The 16367-nt window shown below is 54.3% G+C and carries 13 protein-coding genes, 3 tRNA genes and 1 pseudogene; 13 read left to right on the plus strand and 4 right to left on the minus strand.

Features of this window, described 5'->3' with window-relative positions; translation table 11 throughout:
* Positions 1 to 61: 61 nt before the first annotated feature.
* Positions 62 to 2107: a phenylacetic acid degradation bifunctional protein PaaZ gene (paaZ, locus tag BZK40_RS14600; protein WP_079934875.1), complete on the plus strand. Its 2046-nt coding sequence runs from the start codon at positions 62 to 64 to the stop codon at positions 2105 to 2107.
* 89 nt (positions 2108 to 2196) lie between these two features.
* On the opposite strand, the gene BZK40_RS14605 is transcribed toward paaZ, so the two are convergent.
* Positions 2197 to 2272, minus strand: a tRNA-Asn gene (locus BZK40_RS14605).
* 6 nt (positions 2273 to 2278) lie between these two features.
* Between BZK40_RS14605 and BZK40_RS24965 the strand changes: the two genes are divergently transcribed.
* From BZK40_RS24965 to BZK40_RS14615, 3 genes are all read left to right on the plus strand, one after another.
* Positions 2279 to 2386 carry a DUF5951 family protein gene (locus BZK40_RS24965; RefSeq protein ID WP_219987838.1) on the plus strand — a complete coding sequence of 36 codons (108 nt, stop codon included), beginning with the start codon at positions 2279 to 2281 and terminating at the stop codon, positions 2384 to 2386.
* Between the two features lie 46 nt (positions 2387 to 2432).
* A complete protein-coding gene (locus tag BZK40_RS14610) occupies positions 2433 to 3920 on the plus strand; it encodes an EmmdR/YeeO family multidrug/toxin efflux MATE transporter (protein ID WP_003846749.1) in 1488 nt (495 codons plus the stop codon).
* A 99-nt stretch (positions 3921 to 4019) separates the two neighbouring features.
* A tRNA-Asn gene (locus BZK40_RS14615) sits at positions 4020 to 4095 on the plus strand.
* Positions 4096 to 4713: 618 nt separating this feature from the next.
* Here BZK40_RS14615 and cbl read toward each other — a convergent pair.
* Together cbl and nac are read right to left on the minus strand one after the other, a co-directional pair.
* Positions 4714 to 5664, minus strand: coding sequence for an HTH-type transcriptional regulator Cbl (gene cbl / locus BZK40_RS14625; protein WP_048214440.1), 951 nt, complete (start codon positions 5662 to 5664; stop codon positions 4714 to 4716).
* Positions 5665 to 5765: 101 nt separating this feature from the next.
* Entirely contained in the window at positions 5766 to 6683 is a 918-nt protein-coding gene (gene nac, locus BZK40_RS14630) for a nitrogen assimilation transcriptional regulator NAC (protein ID WP_008784390.1), read from the minus strand.
* A 326-nt stretch (positions 6684 to 7009) separates the two neighbouring features.
* Between nac and BZK40_RS14635 the strand changes: the two genes are divergently transcribed.
* Positions 7010 to 7085, plus strand: a tRNA-Asn gene (locus BZK40_RS14635).
* 75 nt (positions 7086 to 7160) lie between these two features.
* On the opposite strand, the pseudogene BZK40_RS24440 reads toward BZK40_RS14635, so the two are convergent.
* Positions 7161 to 7247 (minus strand): annotated as a pseudogene (locus BZK40_RS24440) (type II toxin-antitoxin system PemK/MazF family toxin); the annotation flags it as partial.
* Between the two features lie 183 nt (positions 7248 to 7430).
* Between BZK40_RS24440 and BZK40_RS14640 the strand changes: the two are divergent.
* From BZK40_RS14640 to fecE, 8 genes are all read left to right on the plus strand, one after another.
* Positions 7431 to 8414: an alpha/beta hydrolase gene (locus BZK40_RS14640; RefSeq protein WP_079934877.1), complete on the plus strand. Its 984-nt coding sequence runs from the start codon at positions 7431 to 7433 to the stop codon at positions 8412 to 8414.
* Between the two features lie 290 nt (positions 8415 to 8704).
* Positions 8705 to 9226, plus strand: coding sequence for a ferric citrate uptake sigma factor FecI (gene fecI / locus BZK40_RS14645; protein ID WP_008784388.1), 522 nt, complete (start codon positions 8705 to 8707; stop codon positions 9224 to 9226).
* Positions 9223 to 10176, plus strand: a complete 954-nt coding sequence (fecR, locus tag BZK40_RS14650) for a ferric citrate uptake sigma factor regulator FecR (RefSeq protein WP_079934878.1) — start codon at positions 9223 to 9225, stop codon at positions 10174 to 10176. Before fecI ends, fecR begins: the two co-directional genes overlap by 4 nt.
* Positions 10177 to 10262: 86 nt before the next feature.
* Positions 10263 to 12587 carry a TonB-dependent Fe(3+) dicitrate receptor FecA gene (gene fecA / locus BZK40_RS14655; RefSeq protein WP_079934879.1) on the plus strand — a complete coding sequence of 775 codons (2325 nt, stop codon included), beginning with the start codon at positions 10263 to 10265 and terminating at the stop codon, positions 12585 to 12587.
* Between the two features lie 75 nt (positions 12588 to 12662).
* The gene (locus tag BZK40_RS14660; protein WP_079934880.1) at positions 12663 to 13562 is read left to right on the plus strand and encodes a Fe(3+) dicitrate ABC transporter substrate-binding protein FecB; all 900 of its coding nucleotides are present in this window, start codon (positions 12663 to 12665) and stop codon (positions 13560 to 13562) included.
* Positions 13559 to 14557, plus strand: coding sequence for an iron-dicitrate ABC transporter permease FecC (gene fecC, locus BZK40_RS14665; RefSeq protein WP_079934881.1), 999 nt, complete (start codon positions 13559 to 13561; stop codon positions 14555 to 14557). The genes BZK40_RS14660 and fecC overlap by 4 nt, the downstream gene beginning before the upstream one ends.
* Positions 14554 to 15510 (plus strand): Fe(3+) dicitrate ABC transporter permease subunit FecD, encoded by a 957-nt coding sequence (gene fecD / locus BZK40_RS14670; protein ID WP_079934882.1) that lies wholly within the window; start codon positions 14554 to 14556, stop codon positions 15508 to 15510. The genes fecC and fecD overlap by 4 nt, the downstream gene beginning before the upstream one ends.
* A complete protein-coding gene (gene fecE / locus BZK40_RS14675) occupies positions 15511 to 16278 on the plus strand; it encodes a Fe(3+) dicitrate ABC transporter ATP-binding protein FecE (protein WP_079934883.1) in 768 nt (255 codons plus the stop codon).
* Positions 16279 to 16367: the final 89 nt, after the last annotated feature.

A 16367-nucleotide genomic window follows, 5' to 3' on the forward strand; every position in this document is an offset into this window, starting at 1 on the left:
TTTTGTGATTCATAAAAGAACTATTTAAAGAGATATTACGGAACACATCTGGAGATTAACGATGCAGCAGTTAGCCAGTTATTTATCAGGTGCCTGGCAGACAGGCCGGGGCCGCACCCGCACCATCCACCACGCCCTTACCGGTGAAGCGCTTTGGGAAGTGACAAGCGTTGGACTGGATATGGCGCAGGCGCGCCGCTTTGCGATTGAGCACGGCGGCAAAGCGTTACAGGCAATGAGTTTTATTGAGCGCAGCGCGATGCTAAAAGCGGTGGCGAAGCATTTAATGGAACTGAAAGCCGATTTCTATGCCATATCCGCGCAAACCGGAGCAACGCGCGGTGACAGCTGGGTCGATATCGAAGGCGGCATTGGCACGCTTTTCACTTATGCCAGTCTCGGTGGCCGCGAGCTGCCGGACGATACGCTGTGGCCGGAAGACGAACTGATCCCGCTGTCCAAACAGGGCGGTTTTGCCGCACGCCACGTGCTGACCTCCAAATCCGGTGTTGCGGTGCATATCAACGCCTTTAACTTCCCCTGCTGGGGTATGCTAGAGAAGCTGGCGCCAACCTGGCTTGCCGGGATGCCAGCCATTATCAAACCTGCAACCGCCACCGCGCAGCTCACTCAGGCAATGGTGAAAGCGATTATCGACAGTGGCCTGGTACCGAACGGCGCAATTAGCCTTATCTGCGGCAGCGCGGGTGACCTGCTCGATCACCTCGACAGCCAGGATGTGGTGACCTTTACCGGTTCTGCTCATACCGGGCAGCAGTTGCGCGTGCACCCCAACCTGGTGGCTAAATCGGTTCCATTCACCATGGAAGCGGATTCACTCAACTGCTGCGTGCTGGGTGATGACGTCACCCCAGAACAGCCTGAGTTTGCACTGTTTCTACGTGAAGTAGTGCGCGAGATGACGACCAAAGCCGGGCAGAAATGTACCGCTATCCGCCGCATTATCGTGCCACAGGCGCAGGTGAAAGCGGTCAGCGAGGCGCTGATTACCCGTCTGCAAAAAGTGGTAGTGGGCGATCCGGCGCAGGAAGGCGTGAAGATGGGGTCGCTGGTGAATAACGATCAGCGTCAGGACGTGCAGGATAATGTGAATCGTCTGGTTGAAGCCGGGTGTGAGGTGCTGCTGGGTGGAAAAGCAGATCTGAGCACGGCTGGGGCTTTCTTCCCGCCAACGCTGCTGTTTTGTCCGCAGCCGGATGAAATTGCCGCGGTACATGCAATTGAAGCCTTTGGTCCGGTCGCCACGCTGATGCCGTATCAAAATACCGGGCATGCCATGACGCTGGCGCGCGCCGGTGAAGGCAGTCTGGCAGGAACGCTGGTGACGGCGAGCGGCGAACTGGCGCGAGAGTTTATCCTCGGTGCGGCCCGCGCCCACGGGCGTATTCAGGTGCTGAACGAAGAGTCCTCGATGGAATCGACCGGCCACGGATCTCCGCTGCCACAGTTGGTCCACGGTGGGCCTGGACGTGCAGGCGGCGGTGAAGAGCTGGGTGGGCTGCGCGCGGTGAAACACTACATGCAACGCACCGCCATTCAGGGCAGCCCAACCATGCTCGCGGCGGTAAGCCAACAGTGGGTGCGTGGCGCTCGGGTGGAGGAAGATCGTATTCACCCGTTCCGTAAATACTTCGAAGAGATCCAGCCGGGCGACAGCCTGCTGACGCCACGTCGTACACTGACCGAAGCGGATATCGTTAACTTTGCCTGCCTCAGCGGTGACCACTTCTACGCCCATATGGACAAGATTGCAGCAGCCGATTCCATTTTCGGCGAGCGCGTGGTGCACGGTTACTTCCTGATTTCCGCCGCAGCCGGTCTGTTTGTTGACGCGGGCGTCGGTCCGGTGATTGCCAACTATGGCATGGAAAACCTGCGCTTTATCGAGCCGGTTAAGCCGGGCGACACTATCCAGGTGCGTTTAACCTGCAAACGCAAAACGGTGAAACGTCAGCGCAATGCCGAAGAAAAAGCGACCGGCGTGGTGGAGTGGTCGGTGGAGATCTTTAATCAGCACCAGCAGGCGGTGGCGCTGTATTCCATTCTGACGTTGGTTGCGCGTCAGCATGGGGATTTCCCGGCATAAGATTCCGGTGTAGCTTCGCTCGATCAGGCTTGAAACAAAAAGCAAAAAGCAAAAAGCCTGCTTAGTTTCCTAAGCAGGCTTCTTAAATATGGCTCCTCTGACTGGACTCGAACCAGTGACATACGGATTAACAGTCCGCCGTTCTACCGACTGAACTACAGAGGAATCGTTGTGGAGGCTTATCTTAGCGGCGAAAAAAATTTTGTCAAACCCCATTTCCTCGAATGCGAATCAATTGATGCTTCTCTCGACAGTTTGTTGCATTTACAGACATTTTAAATAGAAAAAACTTTGCAGCTTTTTTGATTCTCCCTCATCATTTGAAATGAGGTTTCAACTTTCTTCGTTAAGGTCCACTTTGAACGTCTCCGCTGCCTTACGCCAGGTCGCTTCCCGCACGCCCTGGTATGCCAAACGCAAGAGTTATAAGGTTCTCTTTTGGCGCGAAATCACTCCGCTGGCTGTCCCCATTTTTCTGGAAAACACCTGTGTGCTATTGATGGGTGTTCTCAGTACCTTCCTGGTCAGCTGGTTGGGAAAAGAAGCGATGGCCGGTGTCGGACTCGCCGACAGCTTTAATATGGTCATCATGGCATTTTTCGCCGCCATCGATCTGGGCACCACCGTGGTTGTAGCATTTAGCCTCGGGAAACGAGATCGTCGACGGGCCAGAGCCGCGGCCAGACAATCACTGGTGATCATGACAATTTTTGCTACCGTTCTGGCAGCGGTCATTCACTATTTTGGTCAACAGATTATTGACGTTGTCGCAGGTGAAGCAACGCCAGACGTTAAAGCTTTGGCACTCACCTATCTGGAGCTGACGGTGCTCAGCTACCCGGCAGCAGCCATTGCGCTGATTGGCAGTGGCGCACTACGTGGAGCCGGAAATACAAAAATACCGTTGTTGATTAACGGCGGCATGAACATCCTGAATATCATCATCAGTAGCATCCTGATTTACGGGATCTTTTCCTGGCAAGGTCTGGGATTTGTGGGAGCAGGTCTGGGACTGACCATTTCGCGCTACATCGGGGCGATTGCCATCATCTGGGTACTGATGATTGGTTTTAACCCCGCGCTGCGAATTCCCTTCAAAAGCTATTTTAAGCCACTCAATCTCGCCATTATCTGGGAGGTGATGGGGATCGGCATTCCGGCAAGTATCGAGTCAGTGCTGTTCAATGGCGGTAAACTTTTGACGCAGATGTTTGTTTCAGGCATGGGAACCAGCGTTATCGCCGGGAACTTTATTGCATTTTCTATCGCCGCGCTTATCAACTTACCGGGGAATGCTTTAGGTTCCGCGTCGACAATCATTACCGGCAGGCGTCTGGGAAATGGTCAGATTGCCCAGGCTGAAATCCAGCTACGGCATGTATTCTGGCTGTCGACGATCGGCCTGACGGCAATTGCCTGGTTAACCGCTCCTTTCGCCGGGGTAATGGCCTCATTTTATACCCACGATCAGGATGTAAAAGAGGTCATAGTCATCCTGATTTGGCTCAACGCAGCATTTATGCCGATATGGGCAGCCTCCTGGGTGTTACCAGCAGGCTTTAAAGGTGCGCGAGATGCACGTTTTGCTATGTGGGTATCGATGCTGGGCATGTGGGGCTGCCGCGTAGTCGCGGGTTACACCCTCGGTATCGTATTAGGATGGGGAGTTGTCGGCGTTTGGTTAGGTATGTTCTTCGACTGGGCCGTACGCGCCGCGTTATTTTACTGGCGTATGGTCACTGGCCGCTGGTTGTGGAAATACCCGCGCCCCGAACGCGAAAAGTGCATAAAACAACCGGTTGCGTCTGAATAAGCGGCGAAATGGGGAATATTTCAGCAAACGATCGCATTTATCCATTCAGGCTTTGACAACGCTGAGCGGCATCGCTAATATTCGCCTCGTTCAAACGATTCCTCTGTAGTTCAGTCGGTAGAACGGCGGACTGTTAATCCGTATGTCACTGGTTCGAGTCCAGTCAGAGGAGCCATATTTAAGAAGCCTGCTTAGGAAACTAAGCAGGCTTTTTGCTTTTCTGCGATCCCAGTCGCCAGGTAGACCGCTTCACTCCACACCAGGTTTTTCCATACTGCCGACGGGAGAATGTCCGTCTGCTTATGCAAAATGTCTCTATGATCCAATTCGTTAACGTCATAGTTAAGTATCTTATCGTGCAACGACATCAGAATGAGACCCATACTTGCCCATGCCGATACTGCTGAAAGCAGCGCTAACCGCTTTATTAGTAATTCCACTGAGTACAATAGCCGGTGAGAAAGTCACGCTACGTTGCCCGGACAGAGGCTGGGCGGAGGTGACATTTCATTTGTTCCAGCACGTTAGTGTGCTGTGGGAAAACAATAGTTTTTATGTTTCCGATGCCCGGCGTAGTCAGAGTAATAAATTCTATACGTTTACCAATCGAGATGTTCTTTCGGTGAAGAATGGATTTCAGTTTATTTATGCGGATTCGGGCCGGGCGGTATCTTGTTCGATATTGTCGCGGGTACCGACGCAGGATCTGAGGCTGGAGACCTTGAGGTAACGCAGAGTTCTACCCGCCATTCGGTGACGTCAGAGAAGCCCGTTTACTCACGGGCTTTTGTAGTTAAATCTGATAATCAATCACCGCCTCATCTGGCTCCATCGCCTGACGCTTAATTTCATCGACGGATAACCCTGCATTGCATAGCTCGATAAATCGCCAGACGTAGTTGCGCTGCAGCTGTCCGCGTTTAAGCCCCAGCCAAACGGTATTTGCATCAAACAAATGCCGGGTATCCAGACGGGTTAAGGTCCCCTCTTCCTGCTCGCCGCTGGATTGCTCTGCCACCAGCCCAATCCCCAACCCCAGCGACACGTAAGTTTTAATCACATCCGAGTCCTGGGCGCTGAGAATAATATCCGGTATCAGCCCTTTGCGAGCAAATGCTTCATCGATGCGGGAACGCCCTGTAATCCCCTGACGATAGGTAATTAACGGCCAGTGAGCAATAGACTCCAGCGTGAGCGGAGAGGCTTTCACTAACGGATGGTCATGAGGAACAAGCAGGCTGTGGTGCCAACGAAACCAGGGAAAAGCCACCAACAATGGATCGCTGCTCAGCCGCTCACTGGCAATTCCGATATCTGCCCCGCCATTTTGTAGCAGGACATCAATCTCCTGTGGCGTACCCTGAATAAGTTCCAGACGCACCTCAGGGAACAGCTCACGAAAAGCTTTTATCACCGCAGGCAAGCTATAGCGTGCCTGGGTATGCGTGGTGGCAATCGTCAGAACGCCGGACGTGTCATTGGTAAACAGATCCGCCAGTCGACGAACATTGCTGGCCTCATTCAGAATACGCTCGGCAATAACCAGCAAGGCTTTACCCGGTTCGGTCATGCCCAACAGGCGTTTACCGCGACGGATAAAAATCTCGATACCAAGTTCATCTTCAAGTTCACGAATGTGTCGGCTGACGCCCGACTGCGAGGTGTACAGTATATTCGCGACCTCTGTCAGGTTGTAATCCTGACGAGCCGCCTCGCGGATTATTTTAAGTTGCTGGAAATTCACGTTTCGCTCCGGGCACATCAGACATTACGCTATTGTTAAAGTCTGATGCCCGGCATAACAAATAATAAAAACCTGCATCTTATTCCTTGCGGGAATAAGGTTTAGCTGACCAGCTGCAGCTCGCGATTTTCCAGCGCCGGACGGCTGACCAGCGACAACAGGATCTCCTTCACGGCCTGCGCCTGGGGCGATAAGCTCCCTCTGGCGGATACGTTCAACGATAATGGCAGATTCATCGACGGTGTTGTAATGCGCGCCATCCAGCCGTTAGCCGCATTGCATAATGAACGGGCGGCCGACTCAGGCAACACTGTGACACCCATACCACTGGCAATGGCGGCCGTTAGGGTGGAGATAGACTCAATTTCGCCAATCACTTTAGCCGTTAAGCGACGTAGCGAAAAAGCTTCATCCACGCGCAGGCGAACCGCGCTGTAATCCCGTGGCAAGAACAAATTCATCTGCGCCACTGCGGCTAAATCGACGCTTTGGCCAGGACACTCACGCGTGCCGACCAGGTACAGATCCTCTTTAAGCAACGGTTGACTGCTGATGCCCGCCACAGGAGAACGCTCATAGAGCACTGCCATATCTAATTGCCCGCTGAGCAGCTTGTCATTCAGCACTGCCCCACTGTTTTCATGCAAATAGACCAGCACATCAGGCAGTTCGGCACGTAGCGTCTGTAATAACGGCATGGTAATGGATGACGCGACTGTCCCCGGCGCAAGGCCGATAGAGACCTGTCCACTCAAAGTCTGGCCCACGTTATTAACCGCAAGTTGCGCCTGTTCGCACTGACGTAAAATCGTCCGGGCGTGGGTATATAGCACTTTTCCTGCTTCCGTCGGCGTGACGCCACGCTTGGTACGAATCAGCAATTGCTGATCCAGCTCACCTTCCAGCGTAGCGACCTGCTGGCTCAGCGCGGGTTGCGCAATGTGCAACACTTCCGCTGCCTGGGTCAGGCTACCAATATCGACGATTTTCACGAAATATTTCAGTCGTCTGAAGTTCATTTTGCCTCCTGTCGGAATACCAGAACCCGTGCTGGCAGTCATTAAATTCAGGATTGCAAGATGCTTGCCACTTTCGTCTAAAACGGTGTTTTACGGTTAAAGCCGCGTAAAGTCAGGAGTAAAAGCGAAGGAAGATCATTCTGCACACCTAAGTATCTCATTCAGGCTGCCCTGGAAGAGGTAGACACGCACCAGAATGGGGCAAAAGCATAAAAAGACGGAAAGATCGCCGCTTTGCTGATTTTGTCAGCAAACGAACACACAAATGTATTTACCCCTTTGACAAGCCTCACCACCCTCGCTAATATGCGCCTCGTTCAAACGATTCCTCTGTAGTTCAGTCGGTAGAACGGCGGACTGTTAATCCGTATGTCACTGGTTCGAGTCCAGTCAGAGGAGCCATATTTAAGAAGCCTGCTTAGGAAACTAAGCAGGCTTTTTGCTTTTATGCCATTGCTCAGTGCGCATATCAAAACCTCAACTTAGTCTGGCCAACACTTCATTCATAATAGCCGCAGGTATTTGTTCCAGACGCTTACCGTTCCGGGCTTCCATATCAATAGACAGGACCAACAATGAGTTGAGATGTCCGCTCTTCGCTCACTGCAGACTTTAAACTCACCCAGTACCTCCGTTCTGTGCCAGCAGCGGCGTTTTCTATCGCCGCTGATATATTAATCAATGGAGAGCAGGCCATATTTATAATATAAATTGACGGATACGCTGAATTTTACAGGAACATCTCCAATGAATATTGCCGCCTCAATTGCCCTTTTGGGCGCTTGCCCATTTGTGAGTCTGGCGGCAGTACCGGTGACCTTTTCCGAAACTGTCCTGGATGCCGCAGGGCCAAAAGGCCCTTTGAAAGGCACGTTACTCACCCCGAATTCAAAACCAACAGCCGTTGTTCTTATCGTTCCTGGCTCCGGGCCAACCGATCGGGATGGAAACAACCCGCTTGGTGTGAACGCATCGCCTTACCGACTTCTTGCTGAAGGCCTGGCTGCCAAAGGTTTTGCGACGCTTCGTATCGACAAACGTGGAATGTTCGCTAGCGCAATGGCTGTAGAGGATGCCAATGCGGTGACGATTGCTGACTATGTTGACGACATTCGATCCTGGGTAGACGTGCTTCGACGTCACATGCACACCCCCTGTATTTGGGTTTTAGGGCACAGCGAAGGGGGCGTAGTCGCACTTGCCTCGGCTCAAGAAGAGAATGTGTGCGGTGTGGTTCTTATCGCAACGCCCGGGAGGCCGATGGGCGAGGTGTTGAGGGGGCAACTTAACGCTAATCCGGAAAATGAAATTCTATTAAAGCAGGCGCTGCCGATAATTGATGCTCTGGAGCATCGGCGGCGAGTCGATATTACGAATATTCACCCAGCACTGCAAAGTATCTTTAATCCTGCTGTTCAGGGTTTTTTGATCAATGCGTTTTCATATAATCCGGGTCATCTCATTTCGAGTATTTCCAAACCCGTGTTAGTGCTACAAGGGCAACGCGATCTCCAGGTGGAAGAAACGGATGCAAGACTGCTTAAGGCCGCGAATCCTCAAGCGTCCCTGGTTATACTGCCCAATATGAACCATGTTATGAAAGAGGTGACTTCGGACGATCGCAAAGCGAATATCGCGACATACGCTGAACCCGCGCTCCCCTTAGCTCCCGGTTTAATCGACTCGATTGAGCATTTCCTGATCCGCAACTCACCTTTTCCCGAAAAGTAACAGCTGCTCTGCTCTCGGTGTCCTCCCAAAAACGGTTTACTTTTAAAGAGTTCAGCATGCTTTAAAGCATTCGTCTGCTCCATGCTCACAGCAGACATGGTCAGATGTCATTCCAACCGTCACATGCCAGAAGCAGACTCCCCTTCTCCATCCGATATCCACCTCATAACATTTTTATAAATAACAACGCATTAAGAAGTTCAACGTAATACAATTATATTTCTAATTGTAATGATAACCATTCTCATATTACTATAATCGCGTGATAATTAACTTTTGATACATTCCACATGTCTGACCACGCCACTACCACTGCTTCCTTTACGCTCGAGTCGCTTTATGGCGCACATCACGGCTGGTTGAAAAGCTGGCTGACGCGCAAACTCCAGTCCGCCTTTGATGCAGATGACATTGCCCAGGACACTTTTCTACGGGTAATGGGCAGCGACTCGCTCTCGACGATCCGCGATCCGCGCTCCTTTCTGTGCACTCTCGCCAAACGGGTGATGGTCGACCTGTTTCGCCGAAATGCGCTGGAAAAAGCCTATCTGGAGATGTTGGCGCTTATGCCGGAGGCGCTCGCGCCTTCCCCCGAGGAACGCGAGAGCCAGCTCGAAACCCTGCAACTCATCGACAGCATGCTTGACGGGCTGAACGGAAAAACACGAGAAGCGTTTCTGCTTTCGCAACTGGATGGTCTGACATACAGCGAGATCGCGCTGAAGCTCGGTATCTCCGTCAGCTCGGTGAAAAAGTATATGGCAAAGGCTATCGAACATTGTCTGCTGTTTCGTCTGGAGCACGGTCTGTGAACGCTTCTATCACCGATTCTCGCCGCCAGGCATTGCGCTCGGCATCGCACTGGTATGCTGTATTGAGCGGCGAGCGTGTCAGCCCACAGCAAGAAGCGCGCTGGCAACAATGGTACGAAGAGGACAAAGATCATCAGTGGGCCTGGCAACAGGTTGAAAACCTGCGCAGCCAGCTCAGCCGCGTACCGGGCGATGTTGCCAGCCGGACGCTGCACGATACGCGCCTTACCCGTCGTCATGTCATGAAAGGGCTACTGCTGCTGCTCGGCGTGGGCGGCGGCTGGCAGCTCTGGCAGTCTGAAGCCGGTGAAGGTCTGCGCGCGGATTACCGCACCGCCAAAGGCGCGGTCAGCCATCAGCGGCTGGAAGATGGCTCGCTGCTGACGCTCAACACACAAAGCGCCGCGGACGTTCATTTTGATACGCGTCAACGAGTTGTCCATCTCTGGTACGGAGAAATTGCTATTACTACCGCAAAAGACGCGCAGCAGAGACCTTTCCGCGTTGTGACCCGTCAGGGCCAGCTCACCGCATTAGGCACAGAATTTACAGTCTACCAGCAGGACAACGTCACACGCGTTGTCGTTCAACAACACGCTGTTGAAGTCTTACTGGCAAATCGTCCGCAGGAAAAACGCATCGTCAGCGCTGGCGAGAGCCTGCAGTTTAGCGCGTCTGAATTTGGTGCAATAGCCTCAGCGGATGATGAAAGCGCCACCTGGACGCAGGGCATTCTGAGCTTCAGCGATAAACCTTTGAGTGAAGTGATTGCCACGCTGAGCCGTTATCGCAACGGCGTGCTGCGCTGCGATCCGGCTGTAGCCGGGTTACGCCTGAGTGGCACTTTCCCGCTGAAAAATACTGATGCAATCCTGGATGTTATTGCCAAGACTCTTCCAGTGAAAATTCAGTCAGTTACGCGATACTGGGTAAATATTTCCGCACTGTAAGAAAAATAATTCTCATTTCGATTGTCCTTTTTCCCCTTCTCATTCGACTCATAGATGAACACAACAAAAATGATGATGGAGAAGGTATGACGCCTTTACGCGTTTTTCGCAAAACAACACCTTTGGTTAACGCCGTTCGCCTGAGCCTGCTGCCGCTGGCCGGGCTGTCGTTATCCGCCTTCGCAGCGCAGGTTGATATTGCACCGGGTTCGCTCGACAAAGCCCTTAATCAGTATGCCGCGCTCAGCGGAATTACCCTGTCGGTTGACGCCAGCCTGACGCGCGGCAAACAGAGTAACGGTCTTCACGGTGACTACGACGTCGAAACCGGCCTGCAACACCTGCTGAACGGTAGTGGCCTGCAGTTGAAACCGCTGGGTAATAACAGCTGGACGCTGGAGTCCGCACCAACACCGCAAGAAGATGCCCTGACCGTGGTGGGCGACTGGCTGGGGGATGCGCGCGAAAACGACGTATTCGAGCATGCCGGCGCACGTGACGTTATCCGCCGTGAGGATTTTGCCAAAACCGGCGCAACATCCATGCGCGAGGTACTGAACCGCATTCCGGGCGTTACCGCCCCAGAAAACAACGGCACCGGTAGCCACGATCTGGCAATGAACTTTGGTATTCGCGGCCTGAACCCGCGCCTGGCCAGCCGTTCAACGGTGCTGATGGACGGTATTCCCGTACCGTTTGCCCCTTACGGCCAGCCGCAGCTTTCACTGGCGCCCGTCTCACTCGGAAATATGGACGCCATCGACGTGGTTCGCGGCGGTGGCGCGGTGCGTTACGGGCCACAGAGCGTGGGCGGGGTGGTGAACTTTGTTACCCGCGCTATTCCGCAAGACTTCGGCATGGAAGCCGGCGTGGAAGGCCAGCTCAGCCCAACATCTTCACAAAATAACCCAAAAGAAACGCACAACCTGATGGTGGGCGGCACGGCGGATAACGGTTTTGGTACCGCCCTGCTCTACTCCGGTACACGTGGAAGCGACTGGCGCGAACACAGCGCGACCCGCATCGACGACCTGATGCTGAAAAGCAAATATGCGCCAAACGAAGTGCATACCTTCAACAGTCTGTTGCAATACTACGACGGTGAAGCTGACATGCCCGGTGGCCTGTCTCGCGCGGATTACGACGCTGACCGCTGGCAATCCACGCGCCCTTACGATCGCTTCTGGGGGCGCCGCAAGCTGGCAAGCCTCGGCTATCAGTTCCAGCCGGACAGCCAGCATAAATTCAATATTCAGGGCTTCTACACTGAAACCCTGCGCAGCGGCTACCTGGAACAGGGAAAACGCCTCACCCTTTCACCGCGTAACTACTGGGTACGCGGCATTGAACCACGCTACAGTCAGAGCTTTATGGTGGGTCCTTCCGCGCACGAAGTGGGCGTGGGATACCGCTATGTGAGCGAGTCGACGCATGAAATGCGTTACTACACGGCCACCAGCAGTGGACAACTGCCGTCCAGCGCCAGCCCTTACGATCGCGACACTCGTTCGGGCACCGAAGCGCACGCCTGGTATCTGGATGACAAAATCGACATTGGCAACTGGACTATCACACCGGGTATGCGCTTTGAACATATCGAGTCATACCAGAACAACGCCATCAAAGGCACACATGAGGAAGTAAGCTACAACGCCCCACTTCCGGCGCTAAATGTGCTTTATCACCTGACTGATAGCTGGAATCTTTATGCAAACACTGAAGGCTCATTCGGCACCGTACAGTACAGCCAAATTGGCAAGGCTGTGCAAAGCGGCAATGTGGAACCGGAAAAAGCGCGAACCTGGGAGCTCGGAACCCGATACGACGATGGCGCGCTGACGACGGAAATGGGGCTGTTCCTGATTAACTTTAATAATCAGTACGATTCCAACCAAACCAACGACACCGTTACTGCACGCGGTAAAACGCGTCATACCGGACTGGAAACTCAGACTCGCTATGATCTCGGCACATTGACGCCAACGCTCGACAACGTTTCAGTCTACGCAAGCTATGCGTATGTGAACGCTGAGATTCGCGAGAAAGGCGATACCTATGGCAATCAGGTGCCCTTCTCACCAAAACACAAAGGCACGTTGGGCGTGGACTATAAGCCGGGCAACTGGACCTTCAATCTGAATAGCGATTTCCAGTCCAGCCAGTTTGCGGATAACGCCAACACCGTTAAAGAGAGCGCTGACGGCAGTACCGGTCGCATCCCTGGCTTTATGCTCTGGGGCGCACGCGTAGCCTATGACTTCGGCCCGCAGATGGCAGACCTGAACCTGGCGTTCGGTGTGAAAAATATCTTCGACCAAGAGTATTTCACCCGCTCTTACGACGACAACAACAAAGGCATCTACGCAGGCCAGCCGCGCACGCTGTATATGCAGGGTTCGTTGAAGTTCTAAACCCCCGTTTACCCGGCCTGCATGCTGTTTTTGTAGGTCGGGCAAACGAAACGCCACCCGACGCAGGCAATTTACATGTTCACACCATTACGCACGCTATTCGCCGCTCTGCTGCTCACCGGCCATGCTTTTGCCGCCACGGTTCATGACGAACATGGCACCTTTACGCTTGATAAAACACCACAACGGATAGTGGTGCTGGAACTGTCGTTCGCGGACGCACTGGCTGCTGTCGATGTCAGTCCGGTCGGCATTGCCGACGATAACGATGCCACACGCATTCTTCCAGAGGTTCGTGCCCATCTGAAACCCTGGCAGTCTGTCGGCACGCGTGCGCAGCCGAGTTTAGAAGCCATCAGCGCGCTGAAACCGGATCTGATCATTGCCGACAGCAGCCGCCATGCGGGTATTTACAGCGCCTTACAGCAAATAGCACCTGTGCTGCTGCTCAAGTCTCGCAATGAAACCTACGCTGAAAATCTGCAATCTGCGGCCATCATCGGTGAAATTGTGGGTAAAAAAGCACAGATGCAGTCACGCCTGGCGCAACACCAACAACAGATGTCAGCGTGGGCCAGCCAACTGCCAAAAGACACGATGGTGGTGTTTGGTACGTCCCGGGAGCAGCAGTTCAACCTGCACACGCAGGAGACCTGGACCGGGGGCGTCCTGACCTCTCTGGGGCTGACGGTGCCTGCAGCTATGGCGGGTTCGTCTATGCCGTCCATCGGTCTGGAACAGCTGCTGGCGCTCAATCCGGCATGGCTGCTGGTCGCGCACTATCGTGAAGAGAGCATCGTGAAACGCTGGCAACAAGACCCGCTGTGGCAGATGTTAACTGCGGCGCAAAAACAGCAGACGGCGTCGGTCGACAGTAACGCCTGGGCGCGGATGCGCGGCATTTTCGCAGCCGAACGCATTGCCAGCGACACGGTAAAAATCTTTCACCGCCAGCCTTTATCCGATGTGAAATGACAATTTTCAAACATCCAGCGCTACAGTGGGGGCTTCCCCTTGTCGCGCTTATCGCTATCTTCTGGCTGAGTCTGTTTTGCTACTCGGCCATTCCTGTTTCCGGCGTTGACGCCATTCACGCCCTGCTACCAGGCCATACGCCGACGCTTCCACAAGCGCTGGTGCAAAACCTTCGTTTGCCGAGAAGCCTGGTCGCCATTTTGATCGGCGCAAGCCTGGCTCTGGCGGGAACGCTGCTGCAGACCCTGACGCATAATGCAATGGCCTCCCCTTCACTACTCGGTATTAACAGTGGCGCAGCGCTGGCGATGGCGCTTACCAGCGCTATCAGCCCTGCGCCCGTTACGGGTTACTCCATCGCCTTTATCGCCGCCTGCGGCGGTGGCGTAAGCTGGCTGATGGTGATGACCGCAGGTGGTGGATTTCGCCACACCCAGGACAGAAACAAACTGATCCTCGCGGGCATCGCGTTCTCGGCTTTCTGTATGGCCCTTACCCGCATCACCCTGCTGCTGACGGAAGATCACGCCTACAGCATTTTTTACTGGCTTGCGGGAGGCGTATCCCACGCACGTTGGCAGGAGTTCTGGCAGCTTTTCCCAATGGTAGTGGTTGCTGTACCGGTGGTATTGCTGCTGGCTAATCAACTGAACCTGCTTAACGTCAGTGACAGCACCGCCCGCACGCTGGGGGTGGATCTGCCGAAGCTCCGTTTGATCATCAATATTCTGGTGCTGCTTCTGGTCGGTACCTGCGTCAGCGTGGCAGGTCCGGTGGCGTTTATCGGTCTGCTGATGCCGCATCTGGCTCGCTTCTGGGTAGGATTCGATCAGCGCAAGGTCCTGCCGATGAGCATGCTTATGGGCGCCACGCTGCTGCTGCTGGCTGATGTTCTGGCCCGAGCGCTGGCCTTCCCTGGCGAATTGCCCGCGGGGGCAGTAGTGGCGCTGATTGGTGCACCCTGTTTTGTCTGGCTGGTCAGGAGGCGTGGATGAAAATTGCGTTCGTCATTTTCATCGCCCTCGCGCTGGCAGGACTTTCGGTTTTGTCACTACAAATGGGGGTGATCGCCGTTCCCTGGCGTGCTCTGCTGATCGACTGGCAGACCGGGCGCGAATATCATTACGTATTAACGGCGTACCGCCTGCCGCGACTGCTGCTGGCGCTGCTTGTCGGTGCAGCCCTCGCGGTGGCAGGCGTGCTGGTGCAAGGGATCGTGCGTAACCCTCTGGCATCACCGGATATCCTCGGCGTAAACCATGCCGCCAGCCTGGCCTCTGTGGGCGCGCTGCTTCTCTTACCGTCACTACCGGTGATTACTCTGCCGCTACTGGCCTTTGCCGGTGGCATGGCGGGCCTGATCCTGCTGAGAATACTGGCGAACACCAGCCAGCCGATGAAGCTGGCGCTCACGGGTGTTGCGCTCTCTGCCTGCTGGGCCAGCCTGACGGATTATCTGATGCTTTCGCGTCCGCAGGATGTGAACAGCGCCCTGCTGTGGCTGACCGGCAGCTTATGGGGCCGTGACTGGAGCTTTGTGAAAATAGCCGCCCCACTGCTGATTTTGTTTCTGCCGCTGAGTCTGCGTTTTTGCCGCGATCTCGACCTCCTGGCATTGGGCGATGCGCGCGCCACCACGCTCGGTGTGTCGGTGCCGCGTATTCGGCTCCTGGCTTTGCTACTGGCCGTCGCCATGACATCGACCGGCGTGGCCGTCTGCGGCCCAATTAGCTTTATTGGTCTTGTGGTGCCGCATATGGTGCGCAGCATTACTGGTGGACGTCACCGCTTGCTGCTGCCCGTTTCAGCCATGACAGGTGCGTTACTGCTGGTGGTTGCCGACCTGCTGGCGCGAATTGTTCATCCTCCTCTGGAACTTCCGGCTGGCGTGCTGACCGCCATTATCGGTGCACCATGGTTTGTCTGGCTGCTTGTGAGAATGCGATAAATGACATTACGAACTGAAAATCTGACGGTCTGTTACGGTACAAACAAGGTGCTTGATGGCGTTTCACTCACCCTACCAGCAGGGAAGGCAATCGCCCTGCTCGGCCCTAACGGCTGCGGGAAGTCAACGTTGTTAAACTGTTTTTCACGACTGTTAACGCCGCAGTCCGGAGGCGTATTTCTCGGCGATAGTGCCATCAATACGCTCTCATCACGCCAGCTAGCCCGCAGGCTGGCGCTGCTGCCCCAGCACCATTTAACTCCCGAGGGGATCACCGTCCAGGAGCTTGTTTCGTACGGTCGCAACCCGTGGTTGTCACTCTGGGGGCGTCTCTCCGTTGAAGACAATACGCGGGTCCATGATGCTATGAACCAGACCCGGATCCAACATCTTGCCGACCGACGGTTAACCGATCTTTCTGGCGGTCAGCGACAGCGCGCATTTCTGGCAATGGTCCTGGCGCAGGATACGCCCGTTGTACTACTCGATGAGCCAACCACCTATCTCGATATCAATCATCAGGTGGAACTGATGCGGCTGATGGGCGAACTCCGGGCTCAGGGGAAAACGGTGGTCGCCGTGCTGCACGACCTTAATCAGGCCAGCCGGTACTGTGACCATCTGGTGGTCATGGCGAACGGACATATTATGGCGCAAGGCACACCAGAAGAAGTGATGAACCCTGGATTGCTGAGAACCGTATTCAGCGTGGATACGGAGATACACCCCGAACCAGTATCTGGCAGGCCGATGTGTGTAGTGAGGTAGATGATACAGTCTGTAATGGTACCATGGCTTCAACAGGTCGCCTGTCATATCACTCACGCTGCGATGACTTTACTCTGCCCTGTGAGTTC

The sequence above is a fragment of the Citrobacter portucalensis genome (assembly GCF_002042885.1).
Taxonomy (GTDB): Bacteria; Pseudomonadota; Gammaproteobacteria; order Enterobacterales; family Enterobacteriaceae; genus Citrobacter; species Citrobacter portucalensis.

What these genes read in the sequence shown, in the direction of transcription:
- paaZ (WP_079934875.1), top strand. Translation starts at nt 62, where the DNA reads ATGCAGCAGTTAGCCAGTTATTTATCAGGTGCCTGGCAGACAGGCCGG.
- BZK40_RS14610 (WP_003846749.1), top strand. Translation starts at nt 2,433, where the DNA reads ATGAGGTTTCAACTTTCTTCGTTAAGGTCCACTTTGAACGTCTCCGCT.
- nac (WP_008784390.1), bottom strand. Translation starts at nt 6,683, where the DNA reads ATGAACTTCAGACGACTGAAATATTTCGTGAAAATCGTCGATATTGGT.
- BZK40_RS14640 (WP_079934877.1), top strand. Translation starts at nt 7,431, where the DNA reads ATGAATATTGCCGCCTCAATTGCCCTTTTGGGCGCTTGCCCATTTGTG.
- fecI (WP_008784388.1), top strand. Translation starts at nt 8,705, where the DNA reads ATGTCTGACCACGCCACTACCACTGCTTCCTTTACGCTCGAGTCGCTT.
- fecA (WP_079934879.1), top strand. Translation starts at nt 10,263, where the DNA reads ATGACGCCTTTACGCGTTTTTCGCAAAACAACACCTTTGGTTAACGCC.
- BZK40_RS14660 (WP_079934880.1), top strand. Translation starts at nt 12,663, where the DNA reads ATGTTCACACCATTACGCACGCTATTCGCCGCTCTGCTGCTCACCGGC.
- fecC (WP_079934881.1), top strand. Translation starts at nt 13,559, where the DNA reads ATGACAATTTTCAAACATCCAGCGCTACAGTGGGGGCTTCCCCTTGTC.
- fecD (WP_079934882.1), top strand. Translation starts at nt 14,554, where the DNA reads ATGAAAATTGCGTTCGTCATTTTCATCGCCCTCGCGCTGGCAGGACTT.
- fecE (WP_079934883.1), top strand. Translation starts at nt 15,511, where the DNA reads ATGACATTACGAACTGAAAATCTGACGGTCTGTTACGGTACAAACAAG.